15 protein-coding genes are annotated in these 14,445 nt (G+C 73.3%); all 15 read left to right on the top strand.

Annotation, left to right across the window (positions count from 1 at the left end):
* The first annotated feature begins 31 nt into the window (after positions 1-31).
* Positions 32-982 carry a type I pantothenate kinase gene (gene coaA, locus ABCS02_RS22110; RefSeq protein ID WP_345837841.1) on the top strand — a complete coding sequence of 317 codons (951 nt, stop codon included), beginning with the start codon at positions 32-34 and terminating at the stop codon, positions 980-982.
* Positions 983-1,110: 128 nt separating this feature from the next.
* A complete protein-coding gene (locus ABCS02_RS22105) occupies positions 1,111-2,370 on the top strand; it encodes an HlyD family efflux transporter periplasmic adaptor subunit (RefSeq protein WP_345837840.1) in 1,260 nt (419 codons plus the stop codon).
* A gap of 1 nt (position 2,371) precedes the next feature.
* Entirely contained in the window at positions 2,372-3,091 is a 720-nt protein-coding gene (locus ABCS02_RS22100; RefSeq protein ID WP_345837839.1) for an ABC transporter ATP-binding protein, read from the top strand.
* Positions 3,088-4,314, top strand: coding sequence for an ABC transporter permease (locus ABCS02_RS22095; RefSeq protein WP_345837838.1), 1,227 nt, complete (start codon positions 3,088-3,090; stop codon positions 4,312-4,314). Before ABCS02_RS22100 ends, ABCS02_RS22095 begins: the two co-directional genes overlap by 4 nt.
* Position 4,315: 1 nt before the next feature.
* Positions 4,316-5,149, top strand: a complete 834-nt coding sequence (locus tag ABCS02_RS22090) for a DUF5666 domain-containing protein (RefSeq protein ID WP_345837837.1) — start codon at positions 4,316-4,318, stop codon at positions 5,147-5,149.
* A gap of 40 nt (positions 5,150-5,189) precedes the next feature.
* A complete protein-coding gene (locus ABCS02_RS22085) occupies positions 5,190-6,854 on the top strand; it encodes a biotin/lipoyl-binding protein (protein ID WP_345837836.1) in 1,665 nt (554 codons plus the stop codon).
* Between the two features lie 303 nt (positions 6,855-7,157).
* Positions 7,158-9,008, top strand: a complete 1,851-nt coding sequence (gene glmS / locus ABCS02_RS22080; protein WP_345837835.1) for a glutamine--fructose-6-phosphate transaminase (isomerizing) — start codon at positions 7,158-7,160, stop codon at positions 9,006-9,008.
* A gap of 3 nt (positions 9,009-9,011) precedes the next feature.
* Positions 9,012-9,401, top strand: a complete 390-nt coding sequence (locus tag ABCS02_RS22075) for a holo-ACP synthase (protein WP_345837834.1) — start codon at positions 9,012-9,014, stop codon at positions 9,399-9,401.
* Positions 9,398-10,522 (top strand): alanine racemase, encoded by a 1,125-nt coding sequence (gene alr / locus ABCS02_RS22070; RefSeq protein WP_345837833.1) that lies wholly within the window; start codon positions 9,398-9,400, stop codon positions 10,520-10,522. Before ABCS02_RS22075 ends, alr begins: the two co-directional genes overlap by 4 nt.
* Positions 10,523-10,559: 37 nt before the next feature.
* A complete protein-coding gene (gene tsaE / locus ABCS02_RS22065; protein ID WP_345837832.1) occupies positions 10,560-11,030 on the top strand; it encodes a tRNA (adenosine(37)-N6)-threonylcarbamoyltransferase complex ATPase subunit type 1 TsaE in 471 nt (156 codons plus the stop codon).
* 42 nt (positions 11,031-11,072) lie between these two features.
* Positions 11,073-11,600 (top strand): NAD(P)H-dependent oxidoreductase, encoded by a 528-nt coding sequence (locus ABCS02_RS22060; protein ID WP_345837831.1) that lies wholly within the window; start codon positions 11,073-11,075, stop codon positions 11,598-11,600.
* 46 nt (positions 11,601-11,646) lie between these two features.
* Positions 11,647-12,324: a tRNA (adenosine(37)-N6)-threonylcarbamoyltransferase complex dimerization subunit type 1 TsaB gene (gene tsaB, locus ABCS02_RS22055; RefSeq protein WP_345837830.1), complete on the top strand. Its 678-nt coding sequence runs from the start codon at positions 11,647-11,649 to the stop codon at positions 12,322-12,324.
* Complete coding sequence (gene rimI, locus ABCS02_RS22050) at positions 12,321-12,827, top strand: ribosomal protein S18-alanine N-acetyltransferase (RefSeq protein ID WP_345837829.1); 507 nt, start codon at positions 12,321-12,323, stop codon at positions 12,825-12,827. Before tsaB ends, rimI begins: the two co-directional genes overlap by 4 nt.
* Entirely contained in the window at positions 12,818-13,888 is a 1,071-nt protein-coding gene (gene tsaD, locus ABCS02_RS22045; protein WP_345837828.1) for a tRNA (adenosine(37)-N6)-threonylcarbamoyltransferase complex transferase subunit TsaD, read from the top strand. The genes rimI and tsaD overlap by 10 nt, the downstream gene beginning before the upstream one ends.
* A complete protein-coding gene (locus tag ABCS02_RS22040) occupies positions 13,885-14,439 on the top strand; it encodes a hypothetical protein (protein ID WP_345837827.1) in 555 nt (184 codons plus the stop codon). The genes tsaD and ABCS02_RS22040 overlap by 4 nt, the downstream gene beginning before the upstream one ends.
* Positions 14,440-14,445 lie beyond the last annotated feature (6 nt).

The raw sequence follows: 14,445 nt of genomic DNA, 5'->3' as shown, positions 1-14,445 counted from the left end.
GTAGCGGTCGCGCGGGGCTACGATGTTCGCCATGCCCGAAGCCGTCGACGCCGCGCCGCTCGCGATGTCGCTGTATCAGGAGATCGATCGCGGCGATTGGGCACGGCTCGCCGCCGGCATGACGCAGCCGCTGACCGAGACCGAGGTCGTGCAGCTGCGCGGTCTCGGCGACCGGCTGAGCCTCGACGAGGTCGAAGAGGTCTACCTCCCGCTCAGCCGCCTCCTCAGCCTCTACGCCAACTCCACCCAGCGGCTCGGTGCGGACACGAGCACGTTCCTCGGTGAACCGGATGGCACGACCCCGTTCGTCGTCGGCGTCGCCGGTTCCGTCGCGGTCGGGAAGTCGACGATCGCGCGCCTCCTCCGCGAGCTCATGAGTCGCTGGTCCGACACGCCGCGCGTCGAGCTCGTCACGACGGACGGTTTCCTCTACTCCAACGCGGAGCTCGAGCGGCGCGGGCTCATGGGCCGCAAGGGCTTCCCGGAGTCGTACGACCGACGCGCGCTCGTCCGTTTCCTCACCGACGTCAAGAGCGGCGCCGACGAGGTGCGCGCACCCGTCTACTCGCACGTGAAGTACGACATCGTTCCGGACGCGAGCATCACCGTTCGCCGACCGGACGTCGTGATCGTCGAGGGGCTGAACGTGCTCCAGCCGTCGCCGGCCCCGCACGACGTCGCGGTGAGCGACCTGTTCGACTTCTCCGTCTACGTGGATGCCGAGGCCGCGCACATCGAGGAGTGGTACGTCCAGCGGTTCCTCGCCCTGCGGGCGGGCGCCTTCGCCGATCCGAGTTCGTACTTCCGCGTGTTCTCGGAACTCTCCGACGAGCAAGCCGTCGAGACCGCGCGTCGGTACTGGAACGAGATCAACCTCCCGAACCTCGTGGAGAACGTTCTGCCCACGAAGCACCGGGCGAGCCTCGTCCTTCAGAAGGGTGCGAACCACGAGGTCGAGCGGGTCCTCCTCCGCAAGCTCTGACCATCGGCCGTCCGCCTCGCCGTGGTCGAAGCTGGGCGAACACATAACCACGCCATATCCGCCGGGCTCCCCTGGCTGATCGTGCCTTCGTAGCGTCTCTCGGGGACGTTTCTCGAAAGGACCGAGGCATGGCGAAAACGCGCGTGCGAGGATCGCGACGCTGGTGGCGACGCCCGGGGATCATCATCACGATCGCGGCCGTCGTGGTCGTGGCCGGCGGCGGCACCGCGGCGGCCGTCTACTTCCTCTCGCCGAAGCCGGCCGGAGAGCGCCTCGTCGCCGCTGCGGTGGGTACGTACGACCAGAGCGTGCAGGCGTCGGGGACGATCGAGCCCGCGACGGTCGCGAACCTGAGCTTCGGTTCCGGCGGCACCGTCGATGCCGTCGACGTTCAAGTCGGGCAGACGGTCGCGGCGGGGCAGGCGCTCGCCGCGATCGATCCGACGCAGCTGCAGAACCAGGTGACGCTCGCCCAGGCGGAGCTGAATCAGGCGGACGCGCAGCAGAGCGCGGCATCCGGCGGCAGCGACGCGCAGATCGCCGCGGCGTCGGCGCAGGTCGCGTCGGCGCAGGCGAAGCTGCAGCTCGCGCAGACCGCGGTGACGCAGGCGACGCTGACCTCGCCGATCGCGGGGGTCGTTGCTGCGGTGAACGTCTCGGTGGGCACGCAGATCGGATCCAGCGGCACGGCCGGCTCGTCCGGTGGCTCGTCCTCGTCGCGGACCTCGGCATCCTCCGCATCCGCCTCGTCGAGCGCGCCGACCAGCACGGCGGCCGCTGTCACCGTGATCTCGCCGAGCTCGTGGATCGTCCAGACGACCGTGAGCAACGCGGATCTGGCGAACATCAAGACCGGTATGCAGGCCCAGGTGACCCCGACCGGCGCGACCCAGCCGCTCTTCGGCACCGTGCAGTCGATCGGCGTGGAGTCCTCGTCGAGCACGGCGGGCGTCGCGCAGTTCCCGGTGACGATCGCGCTCACCGGCGCGCCCACGGGGCTCTACGCCGGCACGGTTGCGAGCGTCAGCATCGTCACGAGCGAGCGCGACAACGTGCTCACCGTGCCGACGGCGGCCGTGCGCACCGAGAACGGACAGACGGTCGTGACCGTGAGCGACAACGGCGTGGATCAGACCGTGCAGGTGACCCTCGGCCAGATCTTCGGCGCGCAGACCGAGGTCACGGCGGGTGTGTCCGAGGGTCAGCAGATCGTCGTGCCGGTCGCCACGGCGCGCGCCGGCGGGACGGGCGGCGGCGCCGGCATCTTCGGCGGCGGCGGTGGCGCCGGCGGTACCGGTCGCGGGGGGACCGGGGGAGCGGGCGGCGGTGCGGGCCGCACGGGCGGGGGCGGCGCAGGGTCCGGCTCCGGATCGACCGGGGGCAACTGACATGCGGGGCGATCCCATCATCGAGCTCGACGAGGTGCGCAAGTCGTACACGATCGGCGACATCGAGGTGCAGGCCCTCCGCGGGCTCAGCCTCACGGTGCGCGAGGGCGACTACCTCGCCGTGATGGGCCCGTCCGGCTCCGGCAAGTCCACGCTCATGCACATCCTCGGCTGCCTCGACATCCCGACGTCCGGGACGTATCGGCTCGCCGGGGAGGATGTCTCGACTCTGTCGGAGGCGCAGCTGGCCGAGATCCGGAACCGTCGTATCGGCTTCGTCTTCCAGCAGTTCAACCTGCTGCCGTCGCTGGCGGCGTGGCGCAACGTCGAGCTCCCGCTCGTATACGCCGGCGTCGGCCGCGACGAGCGCAAGCGCCGCGCGATCGAGGCGCTGGAGAACGTCGGCCTGGGCAATCGCGTCGATCACCGGCCGAACGAGCTCTCCGGCGGCCAGCAGCAGCGCGTCTCCGTCGCGCGGGCTCTCGTGACGCGGCCGAGCATGATCCTCGCCGACGAGCCGACCGGAAACCTGGACAGCGTGTCGACGGAGGACATCCTGGGGCTCTTCGACGAGCTGCACGAGCAGGGCCGCACGGTCGTCGTCATCACGCACGAGCACGAGGTTGCGGACCGCGCCGCGCACGCGGTCAGCATCCGCGACGGGGAACTGCAGGATCCGGACGGGGTCCTGGCGGCGGCCGGGGACGAGGTCGGGCGATGAACTGGGCCGAGACGCTGCGCACCGCGTTCGACGCGATCCGGCACCGGCGGATGCGGTCCGCGCTGACCGTGCTCGGCATCCTCATCGGCATCGCGGCGGTCATGCTGACGGTCGGTCTCGGGCAGGGCGCGCAGCAGCAGGTCACCGCGCAGATCGACTCGCTCGGATCGAACCTTCTCGTGGTCACGCCCGGATCGACGACCAGCGTCGGCGGGGTGCGCGGAGGAGCCGGATCGGCGTCGACGCTCACCGCCGCCGACGCGGCCCTCCTGTCGAACACCACCGTCGCGCCCGACATCGCGGCCGTCGCACCGGTGTCCACCAGCTCGCAGCTCGTCGTCGCCGGCACCGCGAACTGGACGACCTCGATCGTGGGCACCACGCCGACCTGGCTGCCGGTGCGTGCGCGCAGCGTCGTGTCCGGCCGCTTCTTCACGAGCGACGAGGTGAACGACCTCGCGCACGTCGCCGTGATCGGGTCGACCACGGCATCGGATCTGTTCGGCCTCCGCGATCCGGTCGGCCAGCAGGTCACGGTCGGCGGCGTCCCGTTCACGATCATCGGCGAGCTCAACACCGCCGGCTCCACGGTCGGCGGCGACCAGGACGACCAGCTCGTCGTGCCCTCGACGACGTGGGCGTCGGTCTTCTCGAGCTCGGGCGGATCCACCGTCTCGTCGATCTACGTCGAGGCCGCGAGCACGCAGACCCTGTCGGCCGCCTATCAGGAGGCCGACAACGCGCTGCTCACGCAACACGGCGTCACGTCCGCGAACGCCGACTTCCAGGTCGCGAGCCAGGCCTCTCTCCTGCAGACGGCAACGTCGACGACCCAGATCCTGACGATCCTGCTCGCTGGGATCGCCGCGATCTCGCTGCTCGTCGGCGGCATCGGCGTGATGAACATCATGCTCGTCTCCGTCACGGAGCGGGTGCGGGAGATCGGCCTGCGGAAGGCCCTCGGCGCCACTCCACGGGCGATCCTGCGCCAGTTCCTCGTCGAGGCCAGCGTGCTCGGCCTCATCGGCGGGGTGCTCGGCATCGCGCTGGGCACCGTGGGCGCCCTGACCCTGCCCGCTGTGCTGAACCAGCCGGTGCTGCTGTCCCTCCCGGTCGCCGCGGGCGCCCTGCTGGTGTCACTGATCATCGGAATCGTGGCGGGGGTCTACCCCGCCGGACGAGCGGCGCGACTGGCGCCGATCGACGCGCTGAGGAGCGAATGACATGAAGTACAAGAAGACCTCCCTCCTGGTGGTCCTGGCCGGAGCAGCGATCGTGCTCTCGGCCTGCTCCGCCGCGGCCGGCGCCGCAGACAACGGAGCCCCGAACCCCGGACCCTCCAGCAGCCGTTCCGCGCGCGTTCCGGGGGTGAGCGGCCTGGTCGCCGCCGTCTCCGGCAGCACCGCACAGGTGCAGTCGCGGACGGCGCAGACCGCCGTGACCTGGACCTCGTCGACGACCTTCCAGACCCAGAAGACGGCGGATGCCACGGCCCTGGCGGCAGGCGACTGCGTCGTGGTCCGGGACCAGAACGGCGCCAACGGCTCGTCGGGGACCCCGCCGACCCAGGTGACGGCGACCGCGGTCGACATCACCGCGACGGGCGGATCGACGTGCGCCGGCTTCGGCGGTCCGGGCGGGCCGGGCGGCGGCAACGGCGGCGGGAACGGGGCAGGCCCCCAGGGCGGCGGGAACGGCGCTCAGGGCTCGGGCGGTCCGTCGGCGCGGCCTGGCGCGGGTGGCTTCGGCGCATTCGGCCAGATCGCCTCGGTCGGAAGCGGCTCGTTCGTCGTCACCGAGACCGCGCGTGACGGCAGCTCGACCCAGGTGACCGTCACGACGTCTGCGGCGACGACCTACTCGCAGGTCGTCGCCGGCAGCGCGAGCGACGTCACGACCGGCGTGTGCGTCACGGCCACCGGGGCGAAGGACGGCACGGGCTCGCTCACGGCCACCGCGATCACCGTCAGCCCGGCCGTCAACGGCGTCTGCATGGCGGGCTTCGGTGCCCGCGGCGCAGGCGGCGCGGGCTCCGGCTCGTCCGGCTCGAACTCGTAGCGACCGGCCCCGGCCCGCACCCTCGAACGGAAAGAGCACCATGTCACCCACGCGGCCACGTCGACGCCTCACCTGGATCGTCGGCAGCGCCATCGGCCTCGTCGTGGTCGTGGTCGCCGCCGGCGGCGCGGTCGCGGCGGTCCAGGCGTCGGGCGGATCCGACCGCTTCCGCACCGCCGAGGTCTCGACCGGCGACGTGGCGCGCGTGCTCACCCTGACCGGAACGGTGCAGCGGCTCGGCGACACCTCGGTGAGCTTTCCGACGTCGGGCACCGTGACGAGCGTCCCCGTGACGGTCGGGCAGACGGTCACCGCCGGGGTGACGCTCGCGACGATCGACCCGGCGCCGCTGCAGGCGGCGCTGCTCGCCGCGCAGGCGCAGCTCGCCACCGATCAGGCGACGCTCGACGCGGCCCAGTCCGGGACGAGCACCGGCGGCTCGGGTTCGGGGGGTGCGGGTTCGGGCGGCTCGGGTTCGGGTGGCGCGGGCTCGGGTGGCGCGGCGACGGGTAGCTCGGGTGGCGCGGCTTCGGGTGGCGCGGCGACGGAGGCGATCACGGCTGCGACGACGGCGATGGATGCCGCGGTGAAGGCCGAGCAGACGGCGTGCGCCGCGCTCCTCGCGCCGACCCCGACGCCAACGCCGACGCCGACGCCGACCCCGACCAACTCGCCGTCGCCGTCGTCCAGCCCGACAGCCTCGCCCTCGCCGACCCCCACCAGTTCGCCCTCGCCGACCCCGTCCGCCTCATCGGGCGGCACCCCGACGACCGCGGAGCTCCAGCAGTGCACGTCGGCGATCGCGAAGGCGAGTGCGGCGATCGCCAAGGCGGCCGCGGCGATCGTCTCGGCATCCCACGGCGGCGGGGCAACGCCGGGGGCGTCCTCGGGCGGCGGGTCCGCCTCCGCCTCCGCCTCCGCCTCCGCCTCCGCCTCCAGCTCGTCCGATGCCACCCAGGCCAGCCGTGTCGCCTCGGCGGCGGTCACCGTCCTGCAGGACCAGTCGGCGGTCGCGACGGCCCAGGCGAACCTCGCCGAAGCGACCCTCGTCGCGCCCGTCACGGGCGTCGTGGCGAGCATCCCCTTCGCGGTCGGCGACACCGCGACGACGAGCGAAGCCATCGTCATCGCCGCGGCCGGTGACGCCGACGTCACGGTCGACGTGCCGGTCGCGGACATGCCGCTGGTGTCGTCGGGGCTCGCCGCGCAGGTGACCCCGGACGGCGCGCAGACCGCGCTGCCGGGCACGGTCACGACCGTGAGCCTGCTGCCGGCATCCGCCTCGTCGAGCTCGCCGTCGTACCCCGCGGTCGTCACGGTCACCAATCCGCCGATCGCCCTCGCCACCGGGTCGCAGGCCGTCGTGGCGCTGACCGTCGCATCGGTCAAGAACGTGTTGCGGATCCCGGCGTCGGCGCTGACGGGCCTCACCGGCACGACCGCGACCGCGTCGGTGATGACCGGCTCCGACAGCGCGAGCCCGGTGACGGTGCAGGTCGGCGCGGTCGGCGACGGCTGGGCGGAGATCCAGAGCGGCCTCCAGGCCGGTCAGCAGGTCGTGATCGCCGACACGGCGGCGGTGCTGCCGAGCAACTCCACCGCCGTCCGTTTCGGCGCGGGCGGCGGCGGATTCGGCGGTGGCGGCGCCACCTTCACCGGCGGAGCCCGCGCCGGAACCGGTGGCACCGCCCGCGCCGGCGGCTGATCCCGCACCCACCTGCCTCCGAGACGCCGGCCGGCCCGTCCCCTCCCCGCGCCGGGACCTGTCCTCCACCTCCCGTGCCGGGGCCTGTCCTCCACCTCCCGGCGCCGGCGGACATGTCCTCCACCTCCGCGAGAACGCGCTTGTGTCATGAATCCACGGCGTGTCTGTGACACAAGCGCGTTCTCGCGGGGAGGGTGCGCGGTGAGGCTGCGCGGGGAAGGGCGCACCTCCGCAAGCTCTGAGCCTTCTGCCGGGTCGGTGCCCGACCCGAACCGGTCAGGTGGCTTCCCTAGGATGGTCCCCATGTGCGGAATCGTCGGATACGTCGGCCCTCGTCCGAGCCAGGACATCCTTCTCGCGGGTCTGGCCCGGCTCGAGTACCGCGGATACGACTCCGCGGGGGTCGCGATCGTCGATGGTGACGGCCGGCTCGGGATGCGCAAGCGCGCGGGCAAGCTCGCCGTCCTGCGCGACGACCTCGCGCTCGCCCCGTTGCCGGCGGGCGCGACGGGCATCGGACACACGCGGTGGGCGACCCACGGCGGCCCAACCGACGGCAACGCCCATCCGCACCTCGCCGACGACGACCGGCTCGCCGTCATCCACAACGGCATCATCGAGAACTTCGGCGCCCTGAAGCAGGAGCTCGTCAGCGAGGGCTACACGTTCCGGAGCGAGACCGACACCGAGGTCGCGGCGGTGCTGCTCGGCCGCGAGTACCGCGAGACGGGCGACCTCGTCGAGGCGTTCCGGCGCACGGTCGGGCGGCTCGAGGGCGCGTTCACGCTCCTCGCCGTGCACCAGGACCAGCCCGGCCTCGTCGTCGGCGCCCGCCGCAACTCGCCGCTCGTGATCGGGCTCGGCGTCGGCGAGAACTTCCTCGGCTCGGACGTCGCGGCGTTCGTCGAGCACACGCGCAACGCGCTCGCGATCGGGCAGGACGAGATCGTCGCGATCACCGCCGACACGGTCACCGTGACGAACTTCGACGGCCACCCGGTCGAGGTCGAGCCGTTCGAGGTGACGTGGGATGCCACGGCGGCGGACAAGGGCGGCTGGTCGTCGTTCATGGCGAAGGAGATCGCGGAGGAGCCCGAGGCGGTCGCCAACACGCTGCGCGGCCGCATCCACGACGGGGTCGTGGCGATCCCCGAGCTCGACGGCCTCGATCACCTCTTCCGCGACGCCCAGCGCATCATCATCGTCGCGTGCGGCACCGCCGCCTACGCCGGGCAGGTCGGCAAGTACGCGATCGAGCAGTGGGCGCGCGTCCCGGTCGACGTCGAACTCGCGCACGAGTTCCGCTACCGCGACCCGGTGATCGGGCCGGAGACGCTCGTCGTGTCCATCAGCCAGTCCGGCGAGACGATGGACACGCTCATGGCGGTCAAGTACGCGCGCGAGCGCGGCGCCCGCACCCTGTCGATCTGCAACACGCAGGGTGCGACGATCCCGCGGGAGTCGGACGCCATCGTCTACACGCACGCCGGCCCGGAGGTCGCGGTCGCATCGACCAAGGCGTTCGTCGCGCAGATCGCTGCGCTGGAGCTCCTCGCCCTCCACATCGGACGGATCCGGGGCATCCTGTCGTCCACCGAGATCGCGCACCACGTCCGCGAGCTCGAGGCGGTGCCGGCGAAGATCCAGCACGTGCTCGACCTCGAGTCCGAGCGCATCGCGCAGCTCGCGCACTGGATGGCGGACACCCGATCCGTGCTGTTCCTCGGGCGGAACGTCGGCTTCCCCATCGCGATGGAGGGCGCCCTCAAGCTCAAGGAGATCACGTACATCCACGCCGAGGGCTTCGCCGCGGGCGAGCTCAAGCACGGTCCGATCGCGCTGATCGAGCCCGGCCAGCCGGTCTTCGTGCTCGTGCCGTCCCCACGCGAGTCGCCGGTGCTGCACGCGAAGGTCGTCTCCAACATCGAGGAGATCCAGGCCCGCGGCGCGCGCGTCATCGCGATCGCCGAGGAGGGCGATGTCGCCGTGCTGCCGTCGTCCGACGAGGTGTTCCGCATCCCGCTCGCCGGTCCCCTCTTCGAGCCGCTCCTCGCGGTCGTGCCCCTGCACCTGTTCGCCCTCGGACTCGCCACAGCCCGCGGTCTGGACGTGGACCAGCCGCGCAACCTCGCGAAGTCGGTCACCGTCGAGTAGCCCGTGATCGTCGGCATCGGCGTCGACCTCGTCGACATCCCGCGGTTCGAGCAGCACCTCGCGCGCACCCCGGGTCTCCTCACGCGCCTGTTCTCGCCGGCGGAGCGGTTGCTGAAGCCGCGCTCGCTCGCGGCCCGGTACGCCGCGAAGGAGGCGCTCATCAAGGCCCTCGGCGGCTCGGACGGCGTGCACTGGACCGAGATCGAGGTGACCCCGGAGGCATCCGGGCGCCCGTGGTTCACGCTCAGCGGGTCCACGGCCGAGATCGTCGCGGCCCGCGGTATCCGCACGCTGCATCTGTCCATGTCGCACGATGCGCAGCTGGCGACGGCGTACGTCGTCGCCGAATCCGGCGGGGATCCCGCTATCGAGGCAGGGGGGACGTCCGCGTGAGCAGGCTGCCGGCAGGGGTCATGCGCGAGGCGACGATCGACGTCGGCGCGATCGAGGCGAACGTGCGGCACCTGCGCCGCATCGTCGGGGTCGAGGTCATCGCGGTCGTCAAGGCCGAGGGATACGGGCACGGCGCGGCGAGGTCCGCCGCGGCGGCGCTCGCGGGCGGGGCGACACGGCTCGGCGTCGCGGACGTCGGCGAGGGTCTGGCCCTGCGCCGCGCCGGGATCGACGCGCCCATCCTCGCGTGGCTGCACGCGCCCGGCGCCTCGTTCGGGGAGGCGGTGGATGCCGGGATCGAGCTCGGCATCTCCTCGTACACGCAGCTGCAGGCCGCCGCCGCCGCGGCCGCGATGGACCGGCCCGCTGCCGTGCACCTCAAGCTCGAGACGGGCCTGGGCCGCAACGGCATCGCGCCCGCGGACTTCGCGGTCGTGTTCGCGGAGGCGGCCCGCCTGGAGCGGATCGGCAAGCTCCGCGTCGTCGGTGCGTTCAGCCACCTCTCGAACGCCTCGCCGGAGGAGGATCGCGCCGCGCTGCGGTTGTTCGAGGACGGCCTCGCCGTCGCGGGATCCGTGGGTCTCGCGCCGCGGCTGCGCCACCTCGCGGCCACGGGCGCCGCGATCACGCTGCCGGAGACGCGCCTGAACTGTGTCCGCCTCGGGGTCGGGATCTACGGGCTCTCCCCGTTCCCGGACCGGACCTCCGCCGACCTGGGCCTGCGCCCGGCCATGACCGTGCGCGCGTCCGTCGCGGCCGTGCGCCGCGTGTCCGACGGCCACGGTGTCTCGTACGGCTACGACCACCGCGCGGACGGGGACACGACCCTCGCGCTCGTCCCCCTCGGCTACGGCGACGGGGTGCCGCGTCAGGCGTCCGGCGGGGGCGCGGTCTCGATCAACGGCCGCACATTCCCGGTCGCCGGCCGCGTCGCGATGGACCAGCTCGTCGTCGACGTCGGGGACCACGCCGTCGCGGTCGGCGACGAGGCGATCCTGTTCGGCGACCCCACGCTCGGCGCGCCCGCCGTGGAGGCGTGGGCGGATGCGGCTGACACGATCAACTACGAGATCGTCACGCGCATCGGCCCGCGCGTGCCGCGCCGGCAGGTGTCCGCGTGATCGCACCGAGCGCGGTGACCGACCTTCGGGCGGCGGCGTGAGCGGCCTCGACCCGCTCGTCGGCCGCCACGAGATCGCGACGGCGGCCCAGATGACGGCGCTCGGGGCGCGGATGGGCGGGATGCTGCGCGCCGGCGACCTCGTCGTGCTGACCGGCGCGCTCGGCGCGGGCAAGACGACCCTCACGCGCGGGATCGGCGCGGCCCTCGGGGTGCGCGGCACCGTGCAGAGCCCGACGTTCGTGATCGCCCGCACGCACCCGTCGCTCGGGGCCGGGCCCGCCCTGCTCCACGTCGACGCGTACCGGCTCGGGAGCGCGGCGGAGCTCGACGACCTCGACCTCGACCTGGACCACGCGGTGACCGTGGTCGAATGGGGCCGCGACTACGTCGCCGGTCTCCGGGAGCGCTGGTGGGAGGTCGAGATCGAGCGGCCGAGCGCCGGCCCGGAGGACGAGCTCGAGGCATCCGATCCGCGCACGGTCACGATCACCCGCCACCCCGGGTGACCCCCTCGGCATAATGGGTCACGCAACGGAACGGGTGGAGGAATGGTGAAAGCAGTCATCGTCGTCGGCAACCCCAAGCCGGCGTCCCGGACGCGTCACGTGGCGGAGGTGCTCGTGGATGCGCTCCTTGAGCCCGGCACGTACGACCTCGAGGTCATCGATCTCGCCGACTACACCGACGAGATCTTCTCGTGGGAGTCCGAACGGGTGGGCGCGCTGAACGCCCGGGTCGCCCAGAGCGACCTCGCCGTGTTCGCGTCGCCGACGTACAAGGCGACCTACACGGGGCTGCTGAAGGCGTTCCTCGACCGGTATCCGACGAACGGGCTCGCGGGGGTGACGGCGATCCCGCTGCACACCGGTGGCGACTTCTCGCACTCGATGGGCCCGACGTTCACGCTCGCCCCGCTGCTCGCGGAGCTCGGCGCCACCGTGCCCGGTCGTGGCTTCTACCTCTCCCTCAGCCAGCTCGACGAGCTCGACGAGGTCGTGCACGCCGCCGTGGCCGAGTACGCCGCGAACGTGCGGCGCGTGGCGGGCATCGCGGGGTCCCTCCGCGCGTCGAGCTGACCCGGCGCCCGGCGGGGCGGGGGATCGGGCCGATTACGCTGGAGGGATGATCCTCGGCATCGACACGTCCGCGGGCACGACCGTCGCGGTCGTGGATCCGGACGGGGTCGTGCGCGCCGAGTCGTCGAGCGCGGATCCGCTGCGCCACGCCGAGGTCGTCGGCACGCTCCTCGCCGACGCGCTCGACCAGGCCCGCGTGGGTGCGGCGCTCGGGGTCCCGGGCGCGGTGGCCGACGGGGGCGTGTCGCATGTCGCCGCCGGCATGGGACCCGGGCCGTTCACAGGGCTGCGGATCGGCATCGCCGCGGCCCGCGCCTTCGCCCTGGCCCGCGGCATCCCCGTGATCCCGGTCGTGAGCCACGACGCCGTCGCGCTCGGGGTGCTGCTGCACGCGTACCTGACGGATGCCGACCCCGAGCGTTTCGCCGTGGTCACTGACGCGCGCCGCCGCGAGGTGGCCTACACGGTGTACGACGGCCTCGACGACGACGGGCTCCCCGTCCGGGTGACGGAGCCCGCGCTCGCCCCGCGCGACGAGGTCGACGCCCGCCTCGCGGAGCTCGGGGCGGTGCGGCGGGACGCCGCCGTCATCCCCGGGGCGATACTGGCGCTGGCCGCGGCGCGTGCGCTCGCCGCGGGTCGCGAGATCGGACCGTCCGAGCCCCTGTACCTCCGCTCGCCCGACGTGACGCTCGCCCACACGCCGAAGCGGGTGACGGCATGAGCGCGTTCGCGCCGCGGGCCGCCGGCGCCGACGACCTCGACGCGATCATGGCGATCGAGCGGGTCGCCTTCCCGGACGACGCGTGGTCGGAGGCATCCATGCGCGCCGACCTCGAGTCGCCCCACACGGCGTATCTCGTGCTGGAGGAGGCCGGCCGCGTCGTCGCGTATGCGGGCCTGCGCGCCCCCGCCGGATCCGCGGATGCCGACATCCAGACGATCGCGGTCTCCGCGGAGTCCCGGACCCGCGGCCGCGGGCGCACGCTCCTGACCGCGCTGCTCGCGGAGGCGGCGACGCGCGGCGTCCGCGAGGTGTTCCTCGACGTCCGCGCCGACAACGCGCCCGCGCAGGAGCTGTACCGCTCCGAGGGCTTCGTCGAGATCGGCCGTCGCCCGGGCTACTACCAGGCCGTCGGGGTCGACGCGATCGTCATGCGGCTCGACCTCCGCGGCTGGACCGAGGCCCGCACGGCCCGCCCCGCGGACGCGGGGGTGTGCACGTGAGCGGGCCGGTCGTGCTCGGGATCGAGACCAGCTGCGACGAGACCGGCGTCGGGATCGTGCGCGGCCGGGAGCTGCTGGCGAACGTCATCGCGAGCAGCATGGACGAGCACGCCCGCTACGGCGGCGTCGTGCCCGAGGTCGCGGCGCGCGCGCACCTCGAGGCGCTGCAGCCCACCATCCGCGCCGCGCTCGACACCGCCGGCGTGACCCCCGCGGAGATCGACGCGGTCGCCGTCACGAGCGGACCCGGCCTCGCCGGGGCGCTCATGGTCGGGATCGGCGCCGCGAAGGCGCTCGCGATCGGGTGGGACCGGCCGCTCTATGCCGTCAACCACCTCGTCGGACACATCGCCGCCGACCTGCTCGACGCGGATGCCCCGCCGCTCGAGTACCCGACCGTCGCGCTGCTCGTCTCCGGCGGGCACACCTCGCTCCTGCTCGTCCGCGACCTCGTGTCCGACGTGGAGCTGCTGGGCGACACGATGGACGACGCAGCCGGGGAGGCGTTCGACAAGGTCGCCCGCATCCTGGGCCTGCCCTACCCCGGCGGTCCGGAGATCGATCGGGCGGCGGCATCCGGCAACCCCGCGGCGATCCGCTTCCCGCGGGGCCTGTCCCGGGCATCCGATCTCGCGGAGCACCGCTACGACTTCTCCTTCTCCGGACTGAAGACGGCGGTCGCACGGTGGATCGAGCAGCGCCAAGCGGCCGGGGAGCCCGTGCCGATCGCGGATGTCGCGGCGTCGTTCCGCGAGGCGGTCGTCGACGTGCTCGTGACGAAGGCCCTCGACGCGTGCGCCCGGCACGACGTGCCGCGGCTGCTCCTCGGCGGTGGCGTGATCGCGAACCGGCGCCTCCGCGAGGTCGCGACCGAGCGCGGCGCGGCCGCGGGCGTCGCGGTGCGGATCCCGCCGCTGTCCCTGTGCACGGACAACGGTGCGATGATCGCGGGGCTCGCCGCCGAGCTCATCGCCTCGGGCCGCCCTCCGTCGACGCTCGTGTTCGGTGCCGACTCGACGCTGCCGGTCACCGAGATCCATGTGGCGGGGGAGGCCGCGTGATCGAGCACGAGCCCCCCACCCGCCGGGCTCTCCGGCATCCGGAGACCGCGCCGGACGAGGTCGCCGTGGGCGCGGCGCCCCCCGAGCCGGTGCCCGAGCCGAGCCGGGTGGACCCGGTGGTGGCCGTGATCGAGCCGGCCTCGCCGGACGTGGTCTCGCCCGGCGAGAGCCCCGCGATGCCGGGCGAGCACCGCGGTGGTTTCGCCCGCGAGCTCACCGCGCCCGTCGAGGTGACGCGGTTCGAGCACGACGAGCTCGAACCGGAGCCGGGCTGGACGCCGACCGGCACGATTCCGGCCCGCACCCGTCGCGGGAGCCTCGCCGCGGGCGCGCTCGGTCTCGCGATCGCGGGCCTGGCCCTGTCGGTCTTCGTCGTGTGGGGCCTGCTGCTCGGCCTCGCCGCGGTGGTGCTCGCCGCGCGCGCCCTGCGGCGGCAGCTCCCGCACCGCGCCGCCGCGATCTGGGCCCTCGCGCTGGGCGCGCTCGCGACCCTGTACGGCGCGGGCTGGCTCGTCTGGGGCATCCTCCGCCTCACGGGCGCCGTCGCCTGACCTCCC

It is taken from the genome of Microbacterium sp. X-17 (assembly GCF_039615055.1).
Note: the sequence above shows the minus strand (reverse complement) of the source record. Positions and strands in the feature narration are given on the sequence as shown.